At 63.8% G+C, this 23963-nt stretch carries 24 protein-coding genes and 3 tRNA genes; 16 read left to right on the top strand and 11 right to left on the bottom strand.

Features of this window, described 5'->3' with window-relative positions:
- Nucleotides 1-91: 91 nt before the first annotated feature.
- The 3 genes from moeA (at nucleotide 92) to AWB82_RS05870 (ending at nucleotide 2212) form a co-directional block, all read left to right on the top strand.
- The gene (gene moeA / locus AWB82_RS05880; RefSeq protein WP_086966217.1) at nucleotides 92-1396 is read left to right on the top strand and encodes a molybdopterin molybdotransferase MoeA; all 1305 of its coding nucleotides are present in this window, start codon (nucleotides 92-94) and stop codon (nucleotides 1394-1396) included.
- Between the two features lie 64 nt (nucleotides 1397-1460).
- Nucleotides 1461-1736: a hypothetical protein gene (locus AWB82_RS05875; RefSeq protein WP_008342276.1), complete on the top strand. Its 276-nt coding sequence runs from the start codon at nucleotides 1461-1463 to the stop codon at nucleotides 1734-1736.
- A 56-nt stretch (nucleotides 1737-1792) separates the two neighbouring features.
- Nucleotides 1793-2212, top strand: coding sequence for a GNAT family N-acetyltransferase (locus AWB82_RS05870; protein WP_086966334.1), 420 nt, complete (start codon nucleotides 1793-1795; stop codon nucleotides 2210-2212).
- 8 nt (nucleotides 2213-2220) lie between these two features.
- On the opposite strand, the gene AWB82_RS05865 is transcribed toward AWB82_RS05870, so the two are convergent.
- The 5 genes from AWB82_RS05865 to pncB form a co-directional block, all read right to left on the bottom strand.
- Nucleotides 2221-3693: a DNA recombination protein RmuC gene (locus AWB82_RS05865; protein WP_086966216.1), complete on the bottom strand. Its 1473-nt coding sequence runs from the start codon at nucleotides 3691-3693 to the stop codon at nucleotides 2221-2223.
- Entirely contained in the window at nucleotides 3690-4670 is a 981-nt protein-coding gene (locus tag AWB82_RS05860; RefSeq protein ID WP_086966215.1) for a 2-hydroxyacid dehydrogenase, read from the bottom strand. Before AWB82_RS05860 ends, AWB82_RS05865 begins: the two co-directional genes overlap by 4 nt.
- A gap of 9 nt (nucleotides 4671-4679) precedes the next feature.
- The gene (locus AWB82_RS05855) at nucleotides 4680-6098 is read right to left on the bottom strand and encodes a sodium:proton antiporter (RefSeq protein ID WP_086966214.1); all 1419 of its coding nucleotides are present in this window, start codon (nucleotides 6096-6098) and stop codon (nucleotides 4680-4682) included.
- Between the two features lie 5 nt (nucleotides 6099-6103).
- Nucleotides 6104-6781, bottom strand: a complete 678-nt coding sequence (locus AWB82_RS05850; RefSeq protein ID WP_086966213.1) for a LutC/YkgG family protein — start codon at nucleotides 6779-6781, stop codon at nucleotides 6104-6106.
- Between the two features lie 144 nt (nucleotides 6782-6925).
- Nucleotides 6926-8116 carry a nicotinate phosphoribosyltransferase gene (gene pncB, locus AWB82_RS05845; protein WP_086966212.1) on the bottom strand — a complete coding sequence of 397 codons (1191 nt, stop codon included), beginning with the start codon at nucleotides 8114-8116 and terminating at the stop codon, nucleotides 6926-6928.
- A 291-nt stretch (nucleotides 8117-8407) separates the two neighbouring features.
- Here pncB and fdxA point away from each other — a divergent pair, with 291 nt between their 5' ends.
- The 4 genes from fdxA (at nucleotide 8408) to AWB82_RS05825 (ending at nucleotide 9235) form a co-directional block, all read left to right on the top strand.
- Nucleotides 8408-8731, top strand: coding sequence for a ferredoxin FdxA (gene fdxA / locus AWB82_RS05840; RefSeq protein ID WP_086966211.1), 324 nt, complete (start codon nucleotides 8408-8410; stop codon nucleotides 8729-8731).
- A 118-nt stretch (nucleotides 8732-8849) separates the two neighbouring features.
- Nucleotides 8850-8925: transfer RNA gene (locus tag AWB82_RS05835), tRNA-Asn, on the top strand.
- 79 nt (nucleotides 8926-9004) lie between these two features.
- Nucleotides 9005-9080: transfer RNA gene (locus AWB82_RS05830), tRNA-Asn, on the top strand.
- 79 nt (nucleotides 9081-9159) lie between these two features.
- Nucleotides 9160-9235: transfer RNA gene (locus AWB82_RS05825), tRNA-Asn, on the top strand.
- 98 nt (nucleotides 9236-9333) lie between these two features.
- Here AWB82_RS05825 and AWB82_RS05820 read toward each other — a convergent pair.
- From AWB82_RS05820 to AWB82_RS05810, 3 genes are read right to left on the bottom strand one after another with little or no spacing between them, the layout of a single operon-like run.
- Nucleotides 9334-9915, bottom strand: coding sequence for a LutC/YkgG family protein (locus tag AWB82_RS05820; RefSeq protein ID WP_086966210.1), 582 nt, complete (start codon nucleotides 9913-9915; stop codon nucleotides 9334-9336).
- Nucleotides 9912-11303, bottom strand: coding sequence for a lactate utilization protein B (locus AWB82_RS05815; protein ID WP_086966209.1), 1392 nt, complete (start codon nucleotides 11301-11303; stop codon nucleotides 9912-9914). Before AWB82_RS05815 ends, AWB82_RS05820 begins: the two co-directional genes overlap by 4 nt.
- Nucleotides 11300-12043, bottom strand: a complete 744-nt coding sequence (locus AWB82_RS05810; RefSeq protein WP_086966208.1) for a (Fe-S)-binding protein — start codon at nucleotides 12041-12043, stop codon at nucleotides 11300-11302. Before AWB82_RS05810 ends, AWB82_RS05815 begins: the two co-directional genes overlap by 4 nt.
- 116 nt (nucleotides 12044-12159) lie before the next feature.
- On the opposite strand from AWB82_RS05810, the gene AWB82_RS05805 reads away from it, so the two are divergent.
- From AWB82_RS05805 to AWB82_RS05780, 6 genes are all read left to right on the top strand, one after another.
- Nucleotides 12160-12903, top strand: coding sequence for a FadR/GntR family transcriptional regulator (locus AWB82_RS05805; RefSeq protein WP_086966207.1), 744 nt, complete (start codon nucleotides 12160-12162; stop codon nucleotides 12901-12903).
- A gap of 300 nt (nucleotides 12904-13203) precedes the next feature.
- Complete coding sequence (locus AWB82_RS05800) at nucleotides 13204-13680, top strand: CreA family protein (protein ID WP_086966333.1); 477 nt, start codon at nucleotides 13204-13206, stop codon at nucleotides 13678-13680.
- A gap of 74 nt (nucleotides 13681-13754) precedes the next feature.
- Nucleotides 13755-14576 (top strand): helix-turn-helix transcriptional regulator, encoded by an 822-nt coding sequence (locus AWB82_RS05795; protein WP_086966206.1) that lies wholly within the window; start codon nucleotides 13755-13757, stop codon nucleotides 14574-14576.
- A gap of 172 nt (nucleotides 14577-14748) precedes the next feature.
- Nucleotides 14749-15438, top strand: coding sequence for an AzlC family ABC transporter permease (locus tag AWB82_RS05790; RefSeq protein WP_235023193.1), 690 nt, complete (start codon nucleotides 14749-14751; stop codon nucleotides 15436-15438).
- Entirely contained in the window at nucleotides 15435-15758 is a 324-nt protein-coding gene (locus AWB82_RS05785) for an AzlD domain-containing protein (RefSeq protein WP_086966205.1), read from the top strand. The genes AWB82_RS05790 and AWB82_RS05785 overlap by 4 nt, the downstream gene beginning before the upstream one ends.
- Nucleotides 15759-15921: 163 nt before the next feature.
- A complete protein-coding gene (locus tag AWB82_RS05780; RefSeq protein WP_086966204.1) occupies nucleotides 15922-16686 on the top strand; it encodes a DUF4088 family protein in 765 nt (254 codons plus the stop codon).
- A 12-nt stretch (nucleotides 16687-16698) separates the two neighbouring features.
- Here AWB82_RS05780 and AWB82_RS05775 read toward each other — a convergent pair whose 3' ends face one another.
- The 3 genes from AWB82_RS05775 to AWB82_RS05765 all read right to left on the bottom strand — a co-directional run bounded on the left by AWB82_RS05775 (nucleotide 16699) and on the right by AWB82_RS05765 (nucleotide 19702).
- Nucleotides 16699-18828, bottom strand: a complete 2130-nt coding sequence (locus AWB82_RS05775; protein WP_086966331.1) for an ATP-dependent helicase — start codon at nucleotides 18826-18828, stop codon at nucleotides 16699-16701.
- 150 nt (nucleotides 18829-18978) lie between these two features.
- Nucleotides 18979-19236 (bottom strand): hypothetical protein, encoded by a 258-nt coding sequence (locus tag AWB82_RS05770; protein WP_086966203.1) that lies wholly within the window; start codon nucleotides 19234-19236, stop codon nucleotides 18979-18981.
- Nucleotides 19237-19297: 61 nt separating this feature from the next.
- Nucleotides 19298-19702 (bottom strand): hypothetical protein, encoded by a 405-nt coding sequence (locus AWB82_RS05765; protein ID WP_086966202.1) that lies wholly within the window; start codon nucleotides 19700-19702, stop codon nucleotides 19298-19300.
- A gap of 302 nt (nucleotides 19703-20004) precedes the next feature.
- On the opposite strand from AWB82_RS05765, the gene AWB82_RS05760 reads away from it, so the two are divergent.
- The 3 genes from AWB82_RS05760 to AWB82_RS05750 all read left to right on the top strand — a co-directional run bounded on the left by AWB82_RS05760 (nucleotide 20005) and on the right by AWB82_RS05750 (nucleotide 23940).
- Nucleotides 20005-20226: an RNA-binding S4 domain-containing protein gene (locus AWB82_RS05760; protein WP_086966201.1), complete on the top strand. Its 222-nt coding sequence runs from the start codon at nucleotides 20005-20007 to the stop codon at nucleotides 20224-20226.
- A gap of 263 nt (nucleotides 20227-20489) precedes the next feature.
- Nucleotides 20490-21938 (top strand): MATE family efflux transporter, encoded by a 1449-nt coding sequence (locus tag AWB82_RS05755; protein ID WP_086966200.1) that lies wholly within the window; start codon nucleotides 20490-20492, stop codon nucleotides 21936-21938.
- Nucleotides 21939-22365: 427 nt separating this feature from the next.
- On the top strand, nucleotides 22366-23940 hold the full coding sequence (locus AWB82_RS05750; protein ID WP_086966330.1) for a phospholipase D family protein: 1575 nt from the start codon (nucleotides 22366-22368) through the stop codon (nucleotides 23938-23940).
- Nucleotides 23941-23963 lie beyond the last annotated feature (23 nt).

The raw sequence follows: 23963 nt of genomic DNA, 5'->3' as shown, positions 1-23963 counted from the left end.
CGTTGCGGCAATCCGGCGTTCGGGCGCTCAACCACCGCGCGGCCTCGTGGCTGCTTCTTCGCCGGACTCCGGCCGCGATCCACGCCGATTCATGACCACGTCCAAGGAATTCTCCGCCTGCGTCGCCCACTACGATCCCGATGCGCTGCCCGTCGAAGCCGCGCAGGAAATCGTGCGTCAGTGGGCCATGCCGCGCACGCGGGACGTGCAGGTCGAGCGCGTGGGCCTGCACGACGCACTCGGTCGCGTGCTCGCCGAAGATGTGGTCTCGCCCATCGACGTGCCCGCTTACGACAATTCGGCGATGGACGGTTACGCGTTCTCCGGCGAGGTGCTCTCGCGTGGCGGCAGTACCGTCGGCTTGTCCATCGCGGGCACGGCGCTCGCCGGGCGGCCATTCGAAAGCACGCCGGGCGCGGATCAGTGCGTGCGCATCATGACGGGCGCGCTCATTCCACCGGGCTGCGACACGGTCGTGCCGCAGGAACTCGTCACGCGCGAAGGCGAGACCATCCGCTTTTCATCCACGGCGATCCGTGCTGGTCAGAACCGCCGCCTGTCGGGCGAAGATCTCGCGAAAGGCAAGCCGGCGCTGCTCGCGGGGCGCGTTGTGCGCGCATCGGATCTCGGTTTGCTCGCGTCGCTCGGTATCGGCGAAGTGCCGGTTCGCAAGCGCCTCACGGTCGCGTTTTTTTCGACGGGCGACGAACTGCGCTCGGTCGGCGAAACGCTGAGCCCCGGCAGCCTCTACGACAGCAATCGCTACACGCTCTTCGCGATGCTCAAGCGGCTCGGCGTCGAAACGGTCGATCTGGGCATCGTGCGCGACGATCGTGCATCGCTCGAAAAGGCGCTCCGCCGTGCGACCGAGAACGCCGATGTCGTCATCAGCTCGGGCGGCGTGTCGGTCGGCGATGCGGACTTCACGCGCGAGCTGATGAATTCGCTCGGCGACGTCGCCTTCTGGAAGATCGCGATGCGCCCCGGCCGCCCGCTCGCGTTCGGCCGCCTGTGGTCGGGCGAGCGTGCGGGAACGGGCGAGTCGGCGCTCTTCTTCGGCTTGCCGGGCAACCCGGTCGCCGTGATGGCGACGTTCTACTTCATCGTGCGCGAGGCGCTGCTGGCGATGTCGGGCGCGACGCGACAGCCGCTCACGGTCATCCGCGCGATCGCCGCCGAGCCGATGAAAAAGCGCGCGGGCCGCACCGAGTTCCAGCGCGGCATCTCGACGCGTGACGACGACGGCCGCTTTCGCGTCGTCACCACCGGCCCGCAGGGTTCCGGCGTGCTGAGTTCGATGAGCGAAGCCAACTGCTTCCTCGTGCTCGAGCACGCGCGCGGCGACATCGACGCGGGCGACGAAGTCGAAATCGTGCCATTCGACGGCCTGATCTGACCCAAGCGCGGCACCGGGCGTCGCCAGTCCACATTCCTACATCGATAGACGGGGATTTCCTTCCATGAAAAAGCAGATTTCATTCATCGCACCGGGACAGACCGCCAAGGCGCTGATCCTCGTGTACCTGACCTTCAGCGTGCCCATCGTGCTGCTCGGCGTCGTGGTCGCGTTCGTGCGATACGGCTCGGTGGAAGTGAGCACCGTCACGAGCGCGCTGCTGCTGAACGCGATTCTCGGTTTCATCCTGCTGTGGATCGCGTGCCACGCGTACAACTGGGTGGCGTCGCGCTTCGGCGGCATCGAGATCGTGCTCTCCGACGCGCCGGAGGAAGCGTGAGCGCCCCGGCCATCCGCGCGGCCACGCCCGCCGACGTCGCCGCGATCTTCGGGCTGATGTACGAACTCGCGGAGTTCGAGAAACTCACGCATCTGTTCATCGCGACGGAAGAAGGCGTGCATGATGCGCTGTTCGGCTCACGGCCCGCCGCCGAAGCACTCGTTGCAGAAGTCGAGGGCGAAGTCGTCAGCTACGCGCTTTTCTTCCAGAACTTCTCGACCTTCCTCGGCAAGCGCGGCCTGTATCTCGAAGACCTGTACGTGCGTCCGTCGATGCGCGGCAGTGGTCTCGGCACGCTGATGCTGAAGAAGCTCGCCGCACTCGCGGTCGAGCGCCAGTGCGGCCGCTTCGAATGGTCGGTGCTCGACTGGAACCAAAACGCCATCGACTTCTATGAAAAGATGGGCGCGACCGTACTGCCCGACTGGCGCATCGTGCGCGTGACGGGCGAGACGCTCGAACAACTCGCCTCGTAACGCGTAACTCAGGGCTCGTCGTCGCCTTCGGGCGATGATGCATCGGCCAACGCGTCGCCCAACGCATCGCCCAGCAGCCCCGCCGCCTGTTCTCCCGGCAACGCCTCGACATCGCGCAGGCGCTTGCCCATCTGCCGCGTGCGCGTCTGCGCCGCTTCGATCGAGCGCGTCACGGTTTCGAGCTGCGACTTCGTTCTGGCCAGCACTTCGCCGAACTTGCCGAATTCGGTCTTCACCGCGCCCAGCACCTGCCACACCTCGCTCGAACGCTTCTCGATGGCCAGCGTGCGGAAACCCATCTGCAAGCTGTTTAGGAGCGCGGTCAGCGTCGTCGGTCCGGCGATGGTCACGCGATACTCGCGCTGCAACGAATCGCTCAAGCCCGGGCGGCGCAAGACTTCCGCGTAGAGGCCTTCCGTCGGCAGGAAGAGCAATGCGAAGTCCGTCGTGTGAGGCGGCGCCACGTACTTCTGCGCGATCGACTTCGCCTCGGCACGCAAACGCCCTTCGAGCGCGCGCGACGCGTCCTCGACTCCGACCGGGTCCGCGCGTTCCTGCGCATCGATCAGGCGCTCGTAGTCCTCGCGCGGAAATTTCGCGTCGATGGGCAGCCACACCGGCGTGGCCACATCGCCCGGCGCACCCGGCGCGTCGTGGCGGCCGGGCAGCTTGATCGCGAACTCTACGCGCTCGTTGCTTTTTGGAATCGTCGCGACGTTCTTCGCGTACTGGTCGGGCGTGAGCAACTGTTCCAGCAGCGCTTCGAGCTGCACTTCGCCCCAGATGCCGCGCGTCTTGACGTTGCTCAGCAACTTCTTCAGATCGCCGACGCCCGCCGCGAGCGTCTGCATCTCGCCGAGCCCGCGATGCACCTGCTCCAGCCTGTCGGAGACGAGCTTGAACGACTCGCCGAGCCGCTGCTCAAGCGTCGCGTGCAGCTTCTCGTCCACGGTGCGACGCATTTCGTCCAGCTTCGTCGAGTTGTTCGCCTCGATGTCCTTCAGGCGCGCTTCGAGCGTCGCGCGGACTTCCGCGAGCCGCCGCTCGTTCGCTTCGGAAAGTTGCGCGAGATGCAACGACACGGAATCGGCGAAGCGCTTCAGCGCGTTGCTTTGCTCCTCGCGCGCCTGCTGGCTCTGTTGCGCGAGTTGCTGCGCGAGCGCATCGAATTGCGCGTTCTGCACGTTCGACGTGTTCGCCAGTTGCGTCGAAAGCGTCTGATGGAATTGCGCGAAGCCGCTCTGCGACTCCATGCGCGACACGCGCGCGTTTTCCGCGATATCGCCACGCAAGCCGCGTTCGAGCCGTTCCTGCGCGCGCGTGTGGGCCTCGCCCATGTCGTTGACGCGGTCGGTGAGCGCTTCGAACTCGTCGAAGATGACCGCGTTCGAGTTGCGCCGCATCGTCATGATGAGCGCGACAAGCAAGACTACGAGCGCGATCGCCAACACGGCGACCGCGCCAACCAGCAGTTCCATCATTTCTTTAGTACGTCCGGATTGATTGGGTTCGGCGGATTACCGGCGCGCGGGCCTTCGCCCAGTGCGGCGATGAGATTGTCGGCCGCGAGATTGGCCATCGCGCGGCGCGTGCCTTCGGTCGCGCTCGCGATATGCGGCGTCAGCACGACGTTGTCCAGCAGCAGGAAATCCGGATTGAAGTTCGGCTCGCCCTCGAACACGTCGATGCCCGCCGCCGCGATGCGCTTCTCGCGCAACGCCGCGATCAACGCCGCGTCGTCGACGATGCCGCCACGCGCGATATTCGTGAGCGTCGCCGTCGGCTTCATGAGCGCGAGTTCGGCCGCGCCGATCGTGTGATGGCTCTCCTTGGAATAAGGCACGACGAGCACGACATGATCGGCGCGCTTGAGCAGGTCTTCCTTCGACGCGTACTCGGCATTCAACTCGCGCTCGATTTCCGGCGCGACGCGCGAACGGTTGTGATAAATCACGCGCATGTTGAAGCCGGCCGCACGCCGCGCGAGCGCCTGCCCGATGCGCCCCATGCCGATCACGCCGAGCGTCGAGCCGTGGACATCGGCGCCGAGGAACGAATCGAAGGACCACTTCTGCCATTTGCCCGCGCGCAGATAGTGCTCGGATTCGGTGACGCGACGCGCCGCCGCCATCATCAGCGCCCAGCCGAAATCGGCCGTGGTTTCGTTCAGCACGTTGGGCGTGTTGGTGCCGAGCACCTTGTGCGCGTCGAACGCGTGCATGTCGAAGTTGTTGTAGCCGACCGCCATGTTCGCGACGACTTTCAGGTTCGGCGCGCCCGCCAGCTCTTTCTCGCCGACCCACTCGCCCGCCGTGAACGCGCCGTCCTTGTCGGCCAGACGCCGTGCGAATTCTTCCTGCGGGAGCACGTCGCCGCGGTTCGTGTCGACATCGAAATACTGTTCGAGGCGCTCGATCACATCGGGAAAAGTGGGACGCGCGACAAGTACCTTCTTCATCGATTGCTCCTAGAAAAATAGCCAGCCGAAAACAGCAAAAAGCGGCAAGAGAATCGCGCCGGACCACGCAATGAAGCCGAAGAAACCCGGCATGCGCACGCCGCGCGATTCGGCGATCGCCTTCACCATGAAATTCGGCGCATTGCCGATATACGTGTTCGCGCCCATGAAGACCGCGCCCGCGGAGATGGCGGCGAGCGTCGTGGCGTCGGTGGTCATGAGCGTGCGGGCATCGCCGCCCGCGAGATTGAAGAAGACGAGATAGGTCGGCGCATTGTCGAGAAACGACGACAGAAGACCGGTCGCCCAGAAATAGGCGATGTCGACGGGCTTGCCGTGCGCATCCGACACCGCGTGCACGATGCCCGCGAACGCGCCCGATTCACCCGCGCGCAGGATCATGATGACGGGCGCGATGGTGACGAAGATTGCGGCGAACAGCTTCGCGACTTCCTCGATGGGCGCCCAGTCGAACGCATTGCCCGCGCGCGCGCTTTTCGGCGTGAGCACGAGCGACGCGAGCAGCACGACGACGAGCAGCACGTCGCGCGCGAGATTCTGCAATTGGACATGCGTGCCGAACACGTCGAACACGATGCCGGGTTTCCAGACGCCGCTCATCAACACGAGCACGACGATCACCGCGAGCAGCGCGAAATTTATCTTGCCGTCGATGCCGAGCGGGGGCGTATCGGGCGTCGGATCGAGAAAGGCGGATCGCGCGTCGTGTCTGCGCCAGTAGAAACTGTCCAGCGCGTAGAACACGGCGAGAAGCACGGCGCAGACGAAAAGCATGGGAAGCGCGAGATGCACCGTCGTCCAGAAGAAGCCGACGCCGTTCAGAAAGCCGAGGAAGAGCGGCGGATCGCCGAGCGGCGTGAGCGAACCACCCGCATTCGCCACGAGAAAGATGAAGAACACGACGACATGCACGACATGCTTGCGGTTGTCGTTCGCGCGCAAGAGCGGGCGGATCAGCAGCATGGCAGCGCCCGTCGTACCCATGACGCTCGCGAGCGCGGTACCGAGCGCGAGCAATCCGGTATTGAGACGCGCCGAGCCGTGCAGATTGCCGCGCACGCAAATACCGCCCGCGACCGTATAAAGCGACGCCAGCAGCACGATGAACGGCACGTATTCTTCGAGCATCGCATGGACGAGCACGCTGGCCGCCGTGCCGAATCCGAACGCGAGCGCGAACGGCGCGAGAAACGCGATTGCCCACGCCGCCGCGATCTTGCCGAAATGGTGATGCCAAAGCTTCGGCGCGACGAGCGGAAACACCGCGATGGAAAGCAGCATGCCGATGAACGGTATGCTCCACGTCGCCGCGAGCGTCGCGCCGTCGTGCGTGGCAGCGGTGGCGGCGGCGGGCGCGGCGATCAGCGCGAGCGTTGCGCCCATCGCGCAAAAAACCAGACGCCGCATGTGACTCACGCTCCGCGCACGATGATCACATGCACGCGATACGGCCCATGCGCGCCGAGCACGATGGTCTGTTCGATATCGCCGGTGCGCGACGGTCCCGACACGAAGTTCACCGCGCGCGGCAACTCGCCCCGCTCGGCGCGCATCAACGCGAACGCATCTTCATGCGCGGCGACGATGCGCGATGCCGGCACGATCGCGATATGCGTCTGGGGCAAAAGCGCGCCGGATGCGGGCGTCTCGGCGCCCGAGAGCAACACGAGCGAACCGGTTTCCGCCGTCGCGCAAAAGCACCCGGTGATGCCGACGAGATCGGCGTCGGCGGGCTTGCGAAACGATGCCTGGATGCCCGCGTCGGCCCAGCGCAAATGCGCGAGCGCCGGCCACGCGACGACATCGCCGGAAAGGGAAAGATTCAGCGACTGAAGATAGCGAGCGGCTTCGGCGGGTGCATTGTCGAGCGACTCGACTTCGGCAACCGTCGTGGAAAGACGCTCCGCTTCGAGTGTGAAGCGCGCGATCAGTTCGGCACGCGTGTGAGGCAACGGCGGACGCGGACCTTCCGGATGACGCTCCACGTACTCTTGCGCCGTAGCGCGCTCGGCATCCGTTGCGGCGCCGCGACGGCCCTGCGCGCTGCGAATGCGCGCGAGAATATTGCGGCGCGCGGCCGATGTATCCATGGTGCCGTCCTCGTGTTGGCGTGCTTGAGATTCGTGCGCGCCGGATTGATCGACGACGCGTCCGAATTATAGCGAGCGGCATACACGCACGAACCTCGGCCGAACGGCATAGGCCGAATGCACGAATGCACGAATGCGTGGCGCTCAGTCCTCGCCCACCCGCTGCTCGATGCCGAACACCTGACGCAGATAGGCGAGATACGCCTTGTCGTCGCACATGTTCTTGCCGGGGGAATCCGAGAGTTTCGCGACCGGCTGACCATTGCAGCGAACCATCTTCACGACGATCTGCAGCGGCTGATAACCGAGATCGTTGGTGAGATTCGTGCCGACGCCGAAAGCGAGCTGACAACGCCCGCGGAAACGCTCGTACAGTTGCAGCACCTTGGGAATATCGAGCGCGTCGGAGAACACGAGAACCTTCGTGCGCGGATCGCAGCGGTTTTCCTCGTAATGCCGGATGAGGCGCTCGCCCCAGTCGAAGGGATCGCCGGAATCGTGGCGCGCGCCGTCGAACAGCTTGCAGAAGTACATGTCGAAGTCGCGCAGGAACGCCTTCATGCCGTAGACGTCCGACAGCGCGATCCCGAGGTCGCCGCGATATTCCTTCGCCCACATCTCGAAGCCGAAGATCTGCGAGTCGCGCAGGCGCGGACCGAGTGCCTGACACGCCTGCAAGTACTCGTGCGCCATCGTGCCAAGCGGCCGCAAGCCGTGCTTCATCGCATAAAAGCAGTTGCTCGTGCCGGCGAACTGCGCGCCGAGCCTGTCCTTCAGCGTCAGGACGACTTCCTCGTGCCACTGTCCCGAAAAGCGGCGGCGCGTGCCGTAATCGGCGATCTTGCAGTCGGAATATTCGGGCGGCGTGGCGAGCAGCTTGATCTTTTCGCGCAGGCGCTCGCGGCCGGTTTCGAATTCGGGCTTGCGCTGCGTGTTGCGGAAATAGACTTCGTTGACGATCGCGAGCACCGGAATCTCGAAGAGAATCGTGTGCAGCCACGGCCCCTCGATCTCGATGTCGATCTCGCCGTTCTTCTTCGGCGACGGCGCAATACGAATGGACTTTTCGTTCAGATGGAAGAGCGCGAGGAAATCGATGAAGTCGCTCTTGATGAAGCGCATGCGCCGCAGATAATCCAGCTCCTCTTCCTTGAAGCGTAGATTGCAGAGTTGACGCACCTCGTCGCGAATCTCGTCGATATACGGCACGAGATCCACGCTGGGCGTGCGGCAGCGGAAGCGATATTCGACATGCGCCGCCGGGAAGTGATGCAGCACGACCTGCATCATCGTGAACTTGTAGAGGTCGGTATCGAGCAGCGAATTGATGATCATGGTTCTGACTGGAACATCCACGCGAAGTGACTGCGCGCCGAGCCTTCTCGCCAGCGCGAGGCCTTGTGCCTTTGGGGCCATGTTACCCGAATGCGCGCGAGGACATGACCCATGCGCCACCCTTTTACGAAGCCGCGCATACATACATCACGAATCGATATAAAGGGCGCGTCGTGCGGCTCGTGCCCGCTTTTACCGTTACGCTACAATATGCGTTTCGGCACGCGCACCTCCCGGCCTATGTAGCCGCCCAAGGCGCCGCCCCCACGAATTCCGCATGCAGGAGCCTGAATGACTCACGTTGTGACCGAAAGCTGCATCAAGTGCAAGTACACCGATTGCGTGGACGTGTGCCCGGTGGATTGCTTCCGCGAAGGTCCCAACTTTCTCGCGATCGATCCCGACGAGTGCATCGACTGCGCCGTCTGCGTGGCCGAGTGCCCGGTGAACGCAATCTACGCTGAAGAAGACGTGCCCGGAGACCAGCAACACTTCACCGAACTGAACGCCGATCTCGCGCGTGGCTGGCCGAGCATCACGAAAACCAAGGGGTCGCTTCCCGAGGCGGACGAGTTCAAGGACGTCAAGGAAAAGCTGAATCTGCTCGAACGTTGATACGGGCCATCGCCCACGCGCGAGCATCATTCGATTGCAAAAATGCGTGTCGCATGAAGATTGAGCGTTGACACGCTAAAAACAGCCCCCTATAATTCCGCTTCTCTGCTGTAGATGTTCCCCGATAGCTCAGTTGGTAGAGCGCCGGACTGTTAATCCGTAGGTCCCTGGTTCGAGCCCAGGTCGGGGAGCCAAAAACTCCAGCAAATAGATTTCAAAAGAACTCAGTCAATCGGCTGGGTTTTTTAACTTAGTCGCACGTGTTTCAGTTGTTCCCCGATAGCTCAGTTGGTAGAGCGCCGGACTGTTAATCCGTAGGTCCCTGGTTCGAGCCCAGGTCGGGGAGCCAAAAACTCCAGCAAATAGATTTCAAAAGAACTCAGTCAATCGGCTGGGTTTTTTAACTTAGTCGCACGTGTTTCAGTTGTTCCCCGATAGCTCAGTTGGTAGAGCGCCGGACTGTTAATCCGTAGGTCCCTGGTTCGAGCCCAGGTCGGGGAGCCAAAAGCTTCAATCAAAAAGCCCAGTCGCTTGACTGGGCTTTTTGTTTTTGCGCTCGCGCTGCTCACGCGTTGTCGCGGTTTTCTGAAACCAACGACGCCTCACGCAAGCCAGACCACGGTCAGCGAGCGCACGCCCTGTGCGCCGCGAATTAGCACGCCTTCGATATCCGCCGTGGCCGACGGTCCCGTCACGAGTACCGCATAGCGCGCCGATGCGAAATCGTCGCGTCGATACACCTGCTGCAAGCCCTCGACGAGCAGCGCGGGATCGAGCAGCACGACGAGATGCTGCGACAGATAGCCGATCGCGTTCACGACGTATTCTTGCTCGCTGAACCACACCGAGCCGGTTTCGGCCACGCCGAAGCGCCCTCTCACGATGCCCACGTCGACGTCCTGAAGCGATGCCGGAACGGTGTCGGGTGAAAGCGGCCGCGTGCCATCGACGCCCGGCACCGCCGATGCGGTCACCTTCGCATCCGCAAAGCGCGATGCGATCAGCGCGTTCACGTCGCTCAGGCTCGCCGCTTCGACGCACGTGCCGCCCATTGCAGCCAGCGCGGCCGTGAAGCGCGCCTTCAGATCGCCAGCGGGCGCCGGGAACACGGGCACGTCGGGGCGGGCGCGCGATGCGGGCTGCGCCGCGCGGATCTTCGACAGAAAAGCTTCGCGAGTCGTCATTTATCGAGCTTCCGGTTTTTCCTGTACCACTCGTGAAAAGTCTCGGCGGGCGCTTCGGGCAGATCGCGCCCGCGCCCCCAGATGTTGAGCGGGTTGTAGAGCATGAAGTTGGGCAGACGCTTCAGCGCGCCGCCCAGCGATGCGACCGTCGCGCGATACAGCGTCGGACTCGCGAGCAGGCGTCCGGCCATCTTCAGGACTTCCTGCTTCACGAACGGCACTTCGTGCTTCTCGGCGATCACTTCGCGCCACTTGTAGATCTGCTCGTGGATGTTCACCTTCACAGGGCACACGTTCGTGCAACTGCCGTTCATCGTCGAGGCGAACGGCAGCGCGCTATAGCGTTTCAGATCGTGCGTCGGATTGATGATCGCGCCGATCGGCCCCGAATAGGTCCCGCCATACGACAGCCCGCCGCTTCTCCGATACACCGGACACGTATTCATGCATGCGCCGCAACGGATGCACTTGAGCGAGTACCAGAAGTCGTCCATCGCGAGCCGTTCGGAGCGGCCGTTATCGACGAGGATGAAGTGCATCTCCGTGCCCGGACGCGGCGCGCGAAAGTGCGACGTGTACTGCGTGATCGGCGAGCCGAGCGCGCTCCTCGACAGCATGCGCACGAACACGCCGAGATCGGCGATCGTCGGAATGATCTTCTCGATGCCGATTGACGCGATATGCAGCGGCGGCACGTTCGCCGACAAATCGGCGTTGCCTTCGTTCGTACACACGACGACCGTGCCCGTCTCCGCAACCGCGAAGTTGCAGCCGGTCATTCCCGCCGTCTTCTCGCGCACGAAATACGGCCGCGTGTTCATGCGCTGGCTTTCGGCGAGATAGTGGATGTCGCTGTTGTTCGGATCGGTGCCGATGGTCTTGCCGAACAACTCGGCCACGTCCGCGCGCAGCTTATGCACCGCGGGCACGACCATATGGCTCGGGTCCTGATGATCGAGCTGCTGGATGCGCTCGCCGAGATCGGTTTCCATCACCGTGATGCCGCGCGGTTCGAGATAGTCGCGCATGTAGCACTCGTCGGTGAGCATCGACTTGCTCTTCACGAGCGATGTCATGCCGCGCTCGCTCATCAACGTGTAGACGAGTTCGTTGTGCTCCTGCGCGTTCGCCGCGAAATGCACGACGACGCCGTTTTTCTCGGCCCGATCGACGAACTGCGCGATGTAATCGGCGAGATTGGACAGCGTGTGTTCCTTGATCCCCGACGCGAGATCGCGCATCGCCTCCCATTCGGGGATGCCGTGCGCCTGCGCGTCGCGCTTGCTGCGCAAGTCCCACAGACGTTTGTCGTGGAATGCGACGTGATCGGCCTTCTGCAGGAACGCGCCCGCCGCCTTCGCGTGATCGACCCGTATGGTCTTGCTCATGCGCTCGCTCCGTTCAGAACCTGTGCGATATGAATGAAGCGCGCGTCGAGTTTCATGCGTTCGGCGCAACCTTGCTGATGCATGAGACACGACATGTCGCCCGACACGATGTACTCCGCGCCCGCGCCGACATGATCGCGCACCTTGTCCTGCCCCATGCGCACGGAGACGGCCTCTTCCGTCACCGAGAACGTGCCGCCGAAGCCGCAGCATTCGTCGGGACGCGCGGGCGCGACGAACTCGATGCCCTTCACGCCTTCGAGCAGCGCGCGCGGCTTCGAGTACGGCGTGCCCGCCACTTCCGAATTCGACGTCTCGCGCAGATGCCGCACGGCGCTGCAACTATTGTGCAGCCCGACCTTGTGCGGAAATTCGGCCCACGGAAACTCGCGCACCTTCAGCACGTCGTGCAGAAATTCGACGAGTTCGTAGGTATTGCGACGCACCTTCTGCACGGCGCTCGTCTGCTCGATCGCCGTCAAGTGCTCGCGCACGTGATGCACGCAACTCGCCGATGGTCCGACGACGTAGTCGTAGTCGGCAAAATTGCGGGCGAACACGCGCTCGGCGCCGGCGGCGTCCTTGTGCGCGCCGCTGTTGGCCATCGGCTGGCCGCAGCACGTCTGATCCTGCGGATAGTCGACCTCCACGCCCAGCCGTTCGAGCAATTCGAGCGTGGCGATGCCGATCTGCGGATAGAACGCGTCGATGAAACAGGGAACGAACAGGGCAACTTTCATGACGATCCATATGTGGGGAATTTGGTAAGCTTGGTCTGACCAAGACTTTAATGACGCGCTTCTTTCGTGTCAAACTCGGACATTCCCCGGTTTCTATCCTGAACCTCCGTCGAACGATGACATTTCAGCCCGTCCATGCCCATTCCTACGCCCGCGTGCGTCTTTCCGATGTCGTGTCGGGGCAGATTCGGGAATTGATTTCGAACGGCGCGCTGCTGCCCGGTCAGCGCCTGCCCGCCGAGCGCGATCTGGCCGAGCAGTTGAACGTGTCGCGCCCGTCGCTGCGCGAGGCGCTGATCCGGCTGGAATCGGACGGCTTCATTCGCGCGGTCGGGCGCGGCGGTTTCGTCGTATCGGATGTGACGGCGCCGCTCGTGTCGCATCCGCTCGCCGCGCTGCTCGAACAACAGCCGAACGCGAGCGCCGACGTGCTCGAACTGCGTCACGGCCTCGAAACGCTCTCGACCGCCTACGCCGCCGAACGGGCCACCGAGACCGATCTGGCGCGCATCGCCGCCGCGTTCGACGCGCTGCAAACCGCCGTCGCCGACAAAAGCACGCGCATCGCGGAAAAGGACGCGGCGTTCCATCTCGCCATCGCGGACGCGACGCACAACGTCGCCCTCACGCACGTGATGCACGGGCTCAACGAACTGGTGCGGGAATCGATGCTCACCTCGCACCGTCTCGTCGATTACGACGACGATGTCGAAGCGAATCTAATGACGCAGCATCGCGCGATCTTCGATGCGATCGTCGCGCGCGATCCGGCGCGTGCGCGCGAGTGCGCGGGCGCGCATCTCGATTACGTACGCACGCTGTATCGCGACGTCCCGGCGAAGCGAAACCGGGTCGCGTAAGTCTGATCACATTACGAATCTGTAAGCCGTAAGAAAGTGATGATAGGACATCGCCTACACGCATTTCGGACACGCACGGCTAACGCGCCCCGCTCTTCCTCGCGATACTTGAATCGTCAACAACAACATGCGAAGGAGGACAACATGCCTTACCTACTCGGATGGCTGCTCGGCGTGCCCGTGATCGTGCTGGTGATTCTTTACCTGATCTTTCATTGAACGCATGCGAGCAAGAGATGCATCGAAGAGCCAAGGGCGTCGATACAATACGACGCCCTTTCTCTTTTTCGAAGGATGACGATGAACCGCTCCGTCCTCGCGCTCGCCGCATCGCTTGCTGTCTTCTTCGGCGCGGGACTCGCGCACGCGGAGGAAATCGCCAGCGTCAACACGAATTTCCGCTTCACCGGCTCGGATCGCGTGAGCGTGGATGCGTATGACGATCCGCTCGTTCATGGCGTGACCTGCTATGTGTCCCGCGCGCGCACGGGCGGCGTGAAAGGCACGCTCGGCATCGCCGAAGATCCGACCGAAGCGTCGATCGCCTGCCGTCAGGTCGGGCCGATCAGGATCGCCGAACCGCTCAAGCAGAAAACCGACGTGTTTTCCGCCGGCATGTCGTTCATCTTCAAGACGCTGCATGTGGTGCGCATCGTCGATACGAAGCGCAATACGCTCGTCTATCTGACTTACAGCGACCGGGTCGCGACTGGCAGCCCGAAAAACAGTGTGACGGCGGTGCCGATGCCCGAAGGCACGTCCATACCGGTGAAGTGACGCGCAACTGTCCGGCCCGGCGCGAGGCAAAGTTGTAAACTGAGCGATTCCGCTCATCTCAGAATCGCCCGACCATGCACGCCGACCGTTTCCGCAATGCCGCACGCTACTGGCGCACGCCGCTCGTGCCGGACGCGGACATGGTCACGGCCGAGTACTACGATCACGAGTTTTCGCCGCACTGGCACGACGCGTACACGGTGCCCGTGATCGAAGCGGGCGCGGAGTGCTTCGACTATCGCGGCGCGCATCACGTGGCCGAGGCCGGTTCGGTGCCGGTGATCAATCCGGGCGAGGTGCATACCGGCGCGCGCGCAGTCGATGCGGGCTGGCGCTATCGCGTGTTCTATCTGCCGGTGCCGTTAGTCGAAAATCTCGCGCGGGACATGTCGGGCCGGCCGGAATCGTCGCCGTGGTTTCCCGACGAGATCATTCGCGATCCCGATCTCGCGCGGCGTTTGCTGGTCGCGCATCGCCTGCTGGAAAACGGCGTCGATCCGCTGGCCGCGGAACTGGCGCTCGTCGATGCCGTGACGACCCTGCTCGGCCGTCACGCGCTCGAACGCCCCGGCATCGCACCGCTCGCCGCCGACGCGCACCGCGTCGCGAAGATGAAATCCCGCCTCGCCGACGATCTTCTCGAACCGGTCACGCTCGCCGAACTCGCGCAGACGGTCGGTCTCTCGACCTTCCACGCCGCGCGCCTTTTCACGCGCGAAACCGGTCTCGCGCCGCACGCGTGGCGCAATCAGGTCCGCATCGTGCGCGCGCTGCCGGCGTTGCGCGCGGGCGCGTCCGTGACCGATGTCGCGGCGGCGAGCGGCTTCACGGATCAGAGTCACTTCACGCGTCATTTCAAGCGAACGTTCGGCGTGCCGCCCGGCCGCTGGCGCTGATCGCGCAAACACGCCGGGAAAGCGCAAGAACGTACAAGCATGTCGGCCGGCGTTTTGCGTATCCTCGCTTCCATAGGAGGAAATCTTGAAAGCATCACCCGCTCAATCGTCCGCTCGTCCGCCCGAATCGGCGCTGCGCGAATTCGCCGCCGGCGCCCGCGACACCATCCCGATGATGATCGGCGCCGCGCCCTTCGGCGTGATCTTCGGCACGCTCGTCACGGCAAGTCCGCTCGCGCTCTGGCACGGCCAGTTGATGTCGCTCGTGGTGTTCGCGGGCTCCGCGCAGTTCATCGCGGTCGGCCTGATCGCGTCGCACGCGAGCTTCGCCGTCATCTGGGCGACGACGCTCGTCGTCAACCTGCGTCACGTGCTGTATTCCGCGACGCTCGCGCCGTATGTCGCGCATCTGCCGCGCCGCTGGCGCTGGGCGCTCGCGGGCATCATGACCGACGAAGTCTTCGCCGTTGCGTATGCGCACTATCAAAAGCGCGCGCCGGGCGAAACCGGACCGCATTACTTCTTCGGCTCCGGCGTCGCGATGTACCTGAACTGGCAGTTGTGGACGCTCCTCGGCCTGCTGTTCGGCGCGGCGTTTCCCGGTTTGAAGTCGCTCGGACTCGACTTCGCGATGGTCGCCACGTTCATCGCGATCATCGTGCCGCAACTGGTCGCCGTGCGCTTCGTCGCGGCGGCGCTCGCGTCGGGCGTGCTGTCGTTCGCGTGGCAAGGCTGGCCGTACAAGCTCGGCCTGCTCGCGGCGGTGTTCGTCGGCGTGGCGGTGGGCATGCTGCTCACGCTGATGGAAAACCGGCCGCAAGCGAAGCATCGTCTGAAGAACGCCAAGGAGCGCACGCAATGAACTACGTCACGTTGATATTCGGCATGGCGGCCGTTACGTTCGCGATCCGCGCCGCCGTGTTCGTGCTGGGCGAACGCCTGCCCTTTCCGCCGATCGTGCGCACCGCGCTCTCGTTCGTGCCGGTGACGGTGCTCACCGCGATCATCGTGCCGATGACCGTCTCGCCGCACGGCAACGGCGCGGAAATCACCTGGCGCAATCCGCAACTCGTGGCGGCGATCGTCGCGATTATCGTTTGCGTGCTCACGAAACGGCCGCTTTTGACCATCGCGGTATCGCTCGCGGTGTTTTTCGTGTGGCAGTTCGCCGTGCTGCGTTAGACGTTTCCGCCCGATCAGCCATTAAACGGCTTTCAAAAAGCATCGAAGAATCCTCAAGTTCCCGGAAAGCGCGCCGATATCAGAAACGAATGGACTCCGCCCGAGAAGCGGCGCCGACAGCTTTTCCCGCCTTCGAAATCCGGAGGCGGAACCGGGAACCAACATGCGTCAAATCACACTTTCGTTTCGCGACGAAACGATCGCTTCGCTGCATCGCGATTTCGAAGCGTTCACGCGTCTGTCGCTGAAGCTGGATCCGCAATTCGTCACGCCGTCGTTCGAGGACTTCCTGCGCGCGAAGCTCCTCGACAACAACACGCCGCTCACCGAGCAGGCGGTGCAGCGCATGCTCACGCACGGTCAATATGCGTGGGCCAAGCGCGCGCTCGACAAGGAGTTTCCGGACGTCGTCGAAATCCTGATCCGCCAGGCGGCGGAGCACGGCTTCGCGTTCGCGATTCGCGCCGACTGGACCGCCGAGGATCTCGTCAGGGCGTCGCGCGAATGGGCGACGGCGATCGTCACCGAGGCGAACGGCGACGTGTCGCAGGTCGACGTGCTCGCCGCGCAGATCAAATCAGCGGCGGCGGATATTCGTGAAGTCGAGGAGAAGATGCAGACGCCCGCGTGGCGTCTCGCCGATTCGCTGCGTCAGCGCGTGTACGAAACGAAGATTTCGGTGGAAACGAGCGTCGGTTCGACCGCGCGCGAGAAGCTCGGCGAATTGCGTTGTCTGCTGCGGCTCGGCATTGTCTACGGCTCGATCCAGAAGCAGGAAGCGCAGCAAGTGCTGGAATATCTGCGCGCGCTGCGGCCGGAGCTTTTCATCGACGAACCGTACGACGGCTTCACGCGCTTCGCCGCGTGGCTGCGCAGCATTTTCTCGCCTTCGCCGCGCGCGCCGCGTGCCTCGGGCGCGCAGCGCTGAGCGCGCTTCGAGTCAGTCCCACATTCCTTTCAGGCGCGCCGCGATATCGATCTTCGCTTTCGCGGCCGCCGCCAGACCCGCTGCCGTCGGCGCGGCGGGCGCGATCACCGGCGGCCACGCGGCCGCTTCGAAATTGCGCATCAGATGCTCCGGGATGAAGCGCGTGCGTTGCGCCCACACGTGCCGGTCGCCGAGATGCGTCTGGTTGTGCACGTAGAAACGCTGCGGCGTGACGATGTGCAGATCTTCCTTCGCGCGCGTCATCGCAACATATAACAGCCGCCGCTCCTCGTCGATTTCCTCGTCGCTGCCCGTGCCCAGGTCGGACGGAATGCAGCCGTCGACGCCGTTCAGCACGAACACGTTGCGCCATTCCTGACCCTTCGCCGAATGGATCGTCGAGAGAATCAGATAGTCTTCGTCGAGCATCGGCACGCCGGATTCGTCGCTGGTCGCGTCGGGCGGATCGAGCGTGAGCTCGGTGAGAAAGCGCTCGCGCGTGGGATACGTCGCCGCGATGCTTTCCATCTGCAACACGTCGCCGATGCGAATCGCCGCGTCTTCGTGATTGCGCTCCAGATGCGGCTCGTACCACCGCCGGATCATTTCGAACTCGGCGGGCCAGCCCGATTCACGGCCGCAAAGCTTCGCCATCAGGCCGACGAAGCGCGGCCAGTCCTCGCTGGCGCGCGCGGGCGCGGCGAACGCGGCCATCGCGTTCGATGCCACCGCGTCGGGCGCGCTCACGCTATCCAGCAAGCGCCCGGCGATCGCGGGCCCGACGCCCGGCAACAACTGCGCGACCCGAAAGCCCGCGACGCGATCGCGCGGATTCTCCGCCCAGCGCAGCACCGCGAGCACGTCCTTCACGTGGACGGAATCGAGAAACTTGAGCCCGCCGAACTTCACGAACGGAATGTTCCGGCGCGTGAGTTCGATTTCGAGCGTCGCGCTGTGATGCGCGGCGCGAAACAACACCGCTTGCGCCTTGAGCTTCATGCCCGCCTCGCGCGCTTCCAGCACTTTCTCGACGACATAGCGCGCCTGGTCGGCTTCGTCGGCGACGCACACCACGCGCGGCTTCTGCGCCGATGCCTTGTCGGTCCACAGATTCTTCGTGTAGCGCTCCGATGCGAGCCCGATCACGGCGTTCGACGCTTCGAGAATCGGCAGTGTCGAACGGTAGTTGCGATCGAGCGTGACGGTCGCGGCCGGCGGATCGAAATGGCCGGGAAAATCGAGGATATTGCGCACCGTCGCGCCGCGAAACGAATAGATGGACTGCGCATCGTCGCCGACAACCGTGAGGCCGCGCCCGTCCGGTTTCATCGCGAGCAGGATGGACGCCTGCAGCCGGTTCGTGTCTTGATATTCGTCGACGAGCACGTGATCGAAACGGCTCGCGAGATCCGCCGCCACCGATGGCTCCGCCGCGAGATGCGACCAATAGAGCAGCAGGTCGTCGTAATCGAGCACGCTTTGCGCCTGTTTAGCGGCCACGTATGCGGCGAACAGACGCTTCAAATCCGCTTCCCATTCGCGGCACCACGGATACGACTGATCGAGCACGGTCGCTAATGACGCGCCCGTATTGACGACGCGCGAGTAGATCGCGAAGCATGTCGATTTCGCGGGAAAGCGCTTTTCCTTCGACGACAGACCCAACTCGTGCCGCACGAGGTTCATGAGATCGGCGGAATCCTCGCGATCGTTGATCGTGAACGACGGCGCGAGTCCGACGAGATCGGCGTAATCGCGCAGAAGCCGCGCGCCGACGCTGTGGAACGTGCCCGACCACGTGAGACCCTGCGCGATGGCGCTTCGCTTGCCGAGCGCGTTCGTCGCGATGCGCGACACGCGCCGCGTCATTTCGAGCGCCGCGCGGCGCGAAAACGTGAGCAGCAGGATGCGATGCGGATCGGCGCCCTTCACCAGCAGATGCGCGACGCGATGCGCGAGCGTATTCGTCTTGCCCGAGCCCGCGCCCGCGATGACGAGCAGCGGCCCGCCCGCGCGTCCCGGTTCGTCGACTCCGAATTCGACGGCTTGACGCTGCGCCTCATTGAGCTTCGCGAGGTAGTCGGCGACTTGCTTAGCGGCAGATTCAGCGGTGGATTCAGCGGTGTCGGGGAGCGTGAGCACGTGGCGGAAAGGCGGCGGGAAATGAGTGACGCACACTGTATATCCATACAACCCGCGCGCGCAAGTCTTTGGCGTGGCTAAGGTTTTGGCCCCAAAAGCAACGAGCCCGGTTCGCGAGGAACCGGGCTCGGATTGCCGCAAAAGACGGCGTTAGTCTGCCTTCTTCGCGTTCTTCACTTTCGCGTCGGCGGCGGCTTCGTTGGCGTCGGACTGCGCTTCGGTCTTTTTCTTGTCGGCCTTGGCTTGCGCGACAGCGCCCTTTTTGTCGGCCTTGCTCTGTTCCTTCGCGGCCTTCTGATCAGCGGCGCTCGGGGCGTCGGACGTCGTCTGTGCGAACGATGCCACGCTCGCGCTAGCGAACGTTCCAGCGATCAGCGCGGCCAGCAATGCATTGGTTTTTCGATTCATGGTCTTCTCCCTTTTTCGATGCCGCGAGCGCCGTGAAACGCGGCCTCGCGGCGATTCAGGCTCAGTGTTGCAGGCCGGTGTCCTTCGGCGCGGTCGGCGCGGTCGCGTTCAATTCGGCCTTGGCGGCATCCTTGTCGGCCTTGCGGTTGATCTTCGCGTTCTGCACCTCTTCCTTGTATTGCGCCTTGGCCTGCTGGTTCTCCGCCTTCAGTTCGGACTTCGACGCCTTCTTCGACGCGCGATATTCGGCATTCGCCTGCGCGTTCGCGTTACGACGCTGGACGAGCGGATCGGTCGGCGCGGGCGCGACGAGATTCTGCTGCGGCGGTGTCATCGGTTGCGTGGTCTGGGCCTGCATTGCTTGCGGTTGAACCGGCGCGGGCTGCGTCGCGGTTTGCGCGTAGGCGCCCGAGGCAGCGAACGTGGCGATGGCTGTGCCGATCAAAAGGATTCGTGTGCGAGTCATGAGCTAGTCCTCTCTTTAGTTGGCGTCGGCGGCGCTCCGAGACAATGAAACGAGCGATCCGCGCGACTTTTGTCGATTCGAAAGATGACCGAAGCTGCATCGATCAAACGGTCGGACCGGCGACTAATCGGGCGAGTTCTCGAAAACCAGTCACTGTTACCGACGGTTTCATCTGGCTACAATTGCCAACCACTTCCCTTGCGTTCCGATTACCGGTCCCGCAATGGCCATACGCACGGCGCATGCCCGGGCGTGGTTTATCATTGAGTCTTTCTTCCGCGTTTCGCGCGTCGCCCCGCCTCATGCCGCCACTCCAATTCACGCTCACGGGCGACTTCATCGAACTCCACAATCTGCTCAAGCTGATGGGTCTCGCGGACAGCGGCGGCTCGGCGAAGGCGCGCGTCGCAATGGGCGATGTCTCCGTCGACGGTCGTGTGGAGATGCGCAAAACCTGCAAAATCCGCGCGGGTCAGAAAGTGAAACTCGACGGCCAGACGATCCACGTGCGCGCGCCGGAGTAGCCGCGCCACGACTTGGCGCACGGCCTTGCGCGCACACGCCGCGCGATTGCCAAAATCCGGCAATAAGCGAACGCGTCATCGACACGCCGCGCGCGAGGCAATAAGCTAGTTGTCTTTCGTTCGTGTTTCAGCGCCGGGTTTGTAGCGTCGGTTTTCCGCCAGCGCACGTGGCGCACTGCGCTCCGCTTGTGCCCCCTCGCATTCCAGTCCGCGACGCTCAGTGCACTGACTGACGTGCCGCTTTTGTTTCGATCCGACCCGTTATGCAACCGCAAGTCACGCGCGCCGCGCGCGCGCATCAAGGACCGCCGAGCCTCTCGCGCCACGCCGTCGATACGGCGCGCCTCGCCGCGCCGCTTGCCATCGCGCAGCTCTCGCAGATGGCGATGGGCGTCACCGACACCATCCTGCTCGGCTCGCTCGGCCCCGATGCGCTTGCTGCGGGCGGCCTCGGCGCGAACCTCTTTTTCGTCGTCGTGACGCTGTTGCAGGGCGTGCTGACGTCCGTCTCCGTGTCGGTCGCGCACGCGCGCGGCGCGAATGCCGATCACCGCGTGCCGGGCATCTACTGGACCGGGCTGCTGCTCTCCGTGCTGCTCGCCGTGCCCGCGTTCGCGCTGCTGAGCTACGCCGAACCGATTCTGCTTGCGTTCAACGAACCCGCGACGCTCGCGAGGAACGTCGGCGAATACTGCGCGGTGCTGCGCTGGGGGACGCCGGCCAGCCTCATCGGGGCCGGAATGATGCGCGCGTTTTTGCCCGCGATCGGCGCGGCGCGCAGGCTCTTGTGGATCTCGATCGGCGGCGTGTTCGTCAATGGCTTTCTAAACTACGGTCTGATTCACGGTGCTTACGGCCTGCCGCGCGAAGGCTTCCTCGGCTCGGCCGTGGCGACCACGATCACCGTCTGGGGCATTGCTATCGCGCTCGTCGCAGTGTTGCATCTGCGGCCGCGCTACCGGCATTTCGTCGTGCGCGCGCGCCCACGCCTGCCGCTGATGGGCGAGCTTTTCAGCATCGGCTGGCCGGTCGCGATCACCTACGGCGTCGAATCGACGCTCTTTCTCGCCACCGGCATGATGGTCGGCCTGCTGGGCGAAGCGCCGCTCGCCGCGCATCAGATCGCGCTCAACGTCGCGTCGGTCGCGTTCATGGTGCCGCTCGCGATCGGTCAGGCAGCCAATGTGCGCGTCGGCTACTGGGTCGGCGCGGGCGTGCCCGAAGCGGCGCGGCATGCGGGGTTCGTCGCGGTGGCGCTGGGCGTCGGCTTCATGATGTGCTCCGGGCTCGTGCTGCTCACCGTGCCGCGCGTGATCGTCGGCCTGTATCTGCATCTCGACGATCCCGCCAACGCGCATACCGTCGCGCTCGCGGCGTCGCTGCTCGGCGTCGCGGCGGTGTTCCAGATCGTCGACGGCATGCAGACGGTCGGCTCCGGCTGCCTGCGCGGCCTGAAAGACACGCGCATTCCGATGCTCGCCGCCGCCTTCGGCTACTGGGGCGTCGGCTTTCCGACCGGCTACGTGCTCGCGTTTCACTTCGAACTCGGCGCAAAGGGCCTGTGGTGGGGACTCGCCGCCGGGCTCGCGAGCGTCGCCGTGCTGATGACGCTGCGGTTTCATCGCATCAGCCGGCGCTTCATCGAGACCGGCATCGCGCCGAAACCGGAAGACGCCGACGCCGCCAGCGCCGCGCCGCACGGCCACGTCTGATAAGCACCCGAGTCGCGCGCCGATTTGCATAGCACCAATGCTTGGTTGGTCGGCGTGGGACGCATTGCTAGGATGAACCCGTCTCCTCCTTGAGACATCTGTGACAGGGGTTGCAAGCCCGCTCTAACCAGCGGGCTTTTTTTCGTCTGTATCCCATCGCGCAGTTCGACATTCGGTCCTTTTCCGATTTCCCATAGAATCATTTCGAAATTCGGCCCGAGAACGCTCCTTGCTTCCTTGTGCCGCAAACACGAAAACGTCGAAACGCGCCAAGTCGCGACGACCATAACGAGGAATCGAAGTGTCGGAAAACCGGGGATGGTGGGAAGTTGCGCAGTGTGACGGAAATCACGAGGACGCGGACCAGCGCGTCACGCCGAAACGAAGACTCAGCGCTGCCGCGCGCAAGCTAGCCGTCGTCCTGACGATGACGACGCTCGTCGCCGGTTGCGCGACGCGTCCGCCCGCGACGGCGTTCGACCGGCCGGTGAGCCGCGCGCTGTCAGCGGCCGAGGCGACGCCGCTCGCGGCCGCCCTCGCGCCGCTCGAAAAGCAGCATCCGGATGAATCGGCCGTGCGTCTCTTGCCAACCGGCACCGACGCGCTGCAGGCCCGCATCGCGCTCGCACGCGCGGCGACGAAGACGCTCGACATGCAGTACTACATCGCCAACGAAGACAACACGGGCAAGCTTCTGCTCGGCTCGGCGCTGTACGCGGCGGATCGCGGCGTGCGCGTGCGCATGCTGGTCGACGATCTGAACTTCAAGGACATCGACCGGATCATGGCGGCGCTCAACTCGCACGACAAGATCGAGATTCGCGTCTTCAACCCGTTCGGCAGCGCGCAACGCAGCTTCTCCGAGCGCACGCAGAATTTATTCACGAATCTCGACCACTTCACGCGCCGCATGCACAACAAGGCGATGATCGCGGACAACCAGATCGCGATCGTCGGCGGGCGCAATCTCGGCGACGAGTACTTCAGCGCGAGTCCGACCTTGCAGTTCCGCGATCTCGACGTCTTCGCCGCCGGCCCGGTGACGCAGAAAATTTCCGCGAGCTTCGACGACTACTGGAACAGCTCGCTCGCCTATCCGCTGCGCGCGCTGAACAAGCAGAAGTTCGATTCCGCGGAACTCGACAAAACCCGCGACGACCTGCGCGCGCACTGGCGCCAGCAAGCCGAACCGCTGAACGCGAAACCGCTCAACGCGACACCGCTCGCGCAGCAGATTTCGCGCGAGGAAATGGGCCTCGTGTGGGCGCCGACCGAGTTTTGGGTCGATTCGCCGTCGAAGATCGAGCATCCGAGCGACGACTACAAAAGTCCGCCGATGGAGCGTCTCGTCGATCTTCTGAAAGACGCGCAGAGCGAATTCCTGATCCTGTCGCCCTATTTCGTGCCGCACGACGTGGGCGTGAAGGCGCTCGCCGATGTGACCAAGCGTCACGTGCGCGTCGCGGTGCTGACGAATTCGCTCGCCGCGACCGATGCCGTCGCCGTGCAGGCGGGCTACGGGCCATATCGTATTCCGATGCTGCAAAACGGCGTCGAGCTGTACGAATTCAAGCCGATTCAGGCCGAAGGCGAAAGCAGTCCGCGCGCGGGTCTGTTCGGCTCGAAGTCGCGCGCGAGCCTGCATGCGAAGGCCTATGTGATCGATCGGAGTATCCTCGTGATCGGCTCCATGAATCTCGATCCGCGTTCGGCGAAGTTGAACACCGAGCTTGCGCTCGTGATTCACAGCAAGCCGATCGCGGAAGAAACCGCCAGATTGTTCGCGAACGGCATCTCGCCGAAGGTGAGCTGGCAGGTGCAATTGGCGAGCGCGGCGGTGACAGAGGAGCTTCGGCGCACGGGCGCGCCGCAGTCGGGCCTCGTCTGGATCGGCGAGGCGAACGGCAGTCTCGTCACCTACAATTTCGATCCCGAAGCAGGTTTTTATCGCAACGCGATGACGGGCCTCTTCATGTTGCTGCCCGTCGACTCGCAGCTTTGATTCAACTCGTAAGGAATTTCACG

Source organism: Caballeronia glebae, from assembly GCF_001545035.1.
In the GTDB taxonomy this organism is placed as follows: domain Bacteria; phylum Pseudomonadota; class Gammaproteobacteria; order Burkholderiales; family Burkholderiaceae; genus Caballeronia; species Caballeronia glebae.
The sequence above is the reverse complement of the archived record's forward strand: the minus strand, read 5'-3'. Positions and strand labels throughout refer to the sequence as shown.

What these genes read in the sequence shown, in the direction of transcription:
- AWB82_RS05810 (WP_086966208.1), bottom strand. Translation starts at nt 12,043, where the DNA reads ATGAAAGTTGCCCTGTTCGTTCCCTGTTTCATCGACGCGTTCTATCCG.
- AWB82_RS05800 (WP_086966333.1), top strand. Translation starts at nt 13,204, where the DNA reads ATGAACCGCTCCGTCCTCGCGCTCGCCGCATCGCTTGCTGTCTTCTTC.
- AWB82_RS05760 (WP_086966201.1), top strand. Translation starts at nt 20,005, where the DNA reads ATGCCGCCACTCCAATTCACGCTCACGGGCGACTTCATCGAACTCCAC.
- AWB82_RS05785 (WP_086966205.1), top strand. Translation starts at nt 15,435, where the DNA reads ATGAACTACGTCACGTTGATATTCGGCATGGCGGCCGTTACGTTCGCG.
- AWB82_RS05860 (WP_086966215.1), bottom strand. Translation starts at nt 4,670, where the DNA reads ATGAAGAAGGTACTTGTCGCGCGTCCCACTTTTCCCGATGTGATCGAG.
- AWB82_RS05805 (WP_086966207.1), top strand. Translation starts at nt 12,160, where the DNA reads ATGACATTTCAGCCCGTCCATGCCCATTCCTACGCCCGCGTGCGTCTT.
- AWB82_RS05870 (WP_086966334.1), top strand. Translation starts at nt 1,793, where the DNA reads ATGTACGAACTCGCGGAGTTCGAGAAACTCACGCATCTGTTCATCGCG.
- AWB82_RS05850 (WP_086966213.1), bottom strand. Translation starts at nt 6,781, where the DNA reads ATGGATACATCGGCCGCGCGCCGCAATATTCTCGCGCGCATTCGCAGC.
- AWB82_RS05875 (WP_008342276.1), top strand. Translation starts at nt 1,461, where the DNA reads ATGAAAAAGCAGATTTCATTCATCGCACCGGGACAGACCGCCAAGGCG.
- AWB82_RS05765 (WP_086966202.1), bottom strand. Translation starts at nt 19,702, where the DNA reads ATGACTCGCACACGAATCCTTTTGATCGGCACAGCCATCGCCACGTTC.
- AWB82_RS05780 (WP_086966204.1), top strand. Translation starts at nt 15,922, where the DNA reads ATGCGTCAAATCACACTTTCGTTTCGCGACGAAACGATCGCTTCGCTG.
- AWB82_RS05795 (WP_086966206.1), top strand. Translation starts at nt 13,755, where the DNA reads ATGCACGCCGACCGTTTCCGCAATGCCGCACGCTACTGGCGCACGCCG.
- moeA (WP_086966217.1), top strand. Translation starts at nt 92, where the DNA reads ATGACCACGTCCAAGGAATTCTCCGCCTGCGTCGCCCACTACGATCCC.
- AWB82_RS05865 (WP_086966216.1), bottom strand. Translation starts at nt 3,693, where the DNA reads ATGATGGAACTGCTGGTTGGCGCGGTCGCCGTGTTGGCGATCGCGCTC.
- AWB82_RS05820 (WP_086966210.1), bottom strand. Translation starts at nt 9,915, where the DNA reads ATGACGACTCGCGAAGCTTTTCTGTCGAAGATCCGCGCGGCGCAGCCC.
- AWB82_RS05770 (WP_086966203.1), bottom strand. Translation starts at nt 19,236, where the DNA reads ATGAATCGAAAAACCAATGCATTGCTGGCCGCGCTGATCGCTGGAACG.
- AWB82_RS05815 (WP_086966209.1), bottom strand. Translation starts at nt 11,303, where the DNA reads ATGAGCAAGACCATACGGGTCGATCACGCGAAGGCGGCGGGCGCGTTC.
- AWB82_RS05750 (WP_086966330.1), top strand. Translation starts at nt 22,366, where the DNA reads ATGACGACGCTCGTCGCCGGTTGCGCGACGCGTCCGCCCGCGACGGCG.
- fdxA (WP_086966211.1), top strand. Translation starts at nt 8,408, where the DNA reads ATGACTCACGTTGTGACCGAAAGCTGCATCAAGTGCAAGTACACCGAT.
- pncB (WP_086966212.1), bottom strand. Translation starts at nt 8,116, where the DNA reads ATGATCATCAATTCGCTGCTCGATACCGACCTCTACAAGTTCACGATG.
- AWB82_RS05755 (WP_086966200.1), top strand. Translation starts at nt 20,490, where the DNA reads ATGCAACCGCAAGTCACGCGCGCCGCGCGCGCGCATCAAGGACCGCCG.
- AWB82_RS05790 (WP_235023193.1), top strand. Translation starts at nt 14,749, where the DNA reads ATGATGATCGGCGCCGCGCCCTTCGGCGTGATCTTCGGCACGCTCGTC.
- AWB82_RS05855 (WP_086966214.1), bottom strand. Translation starts at nt 6,098, where the DNA reads ATGCGGCGTCTGGTTTTTTGCGCGATGGGCGCAACGCTCGCGCTGATC.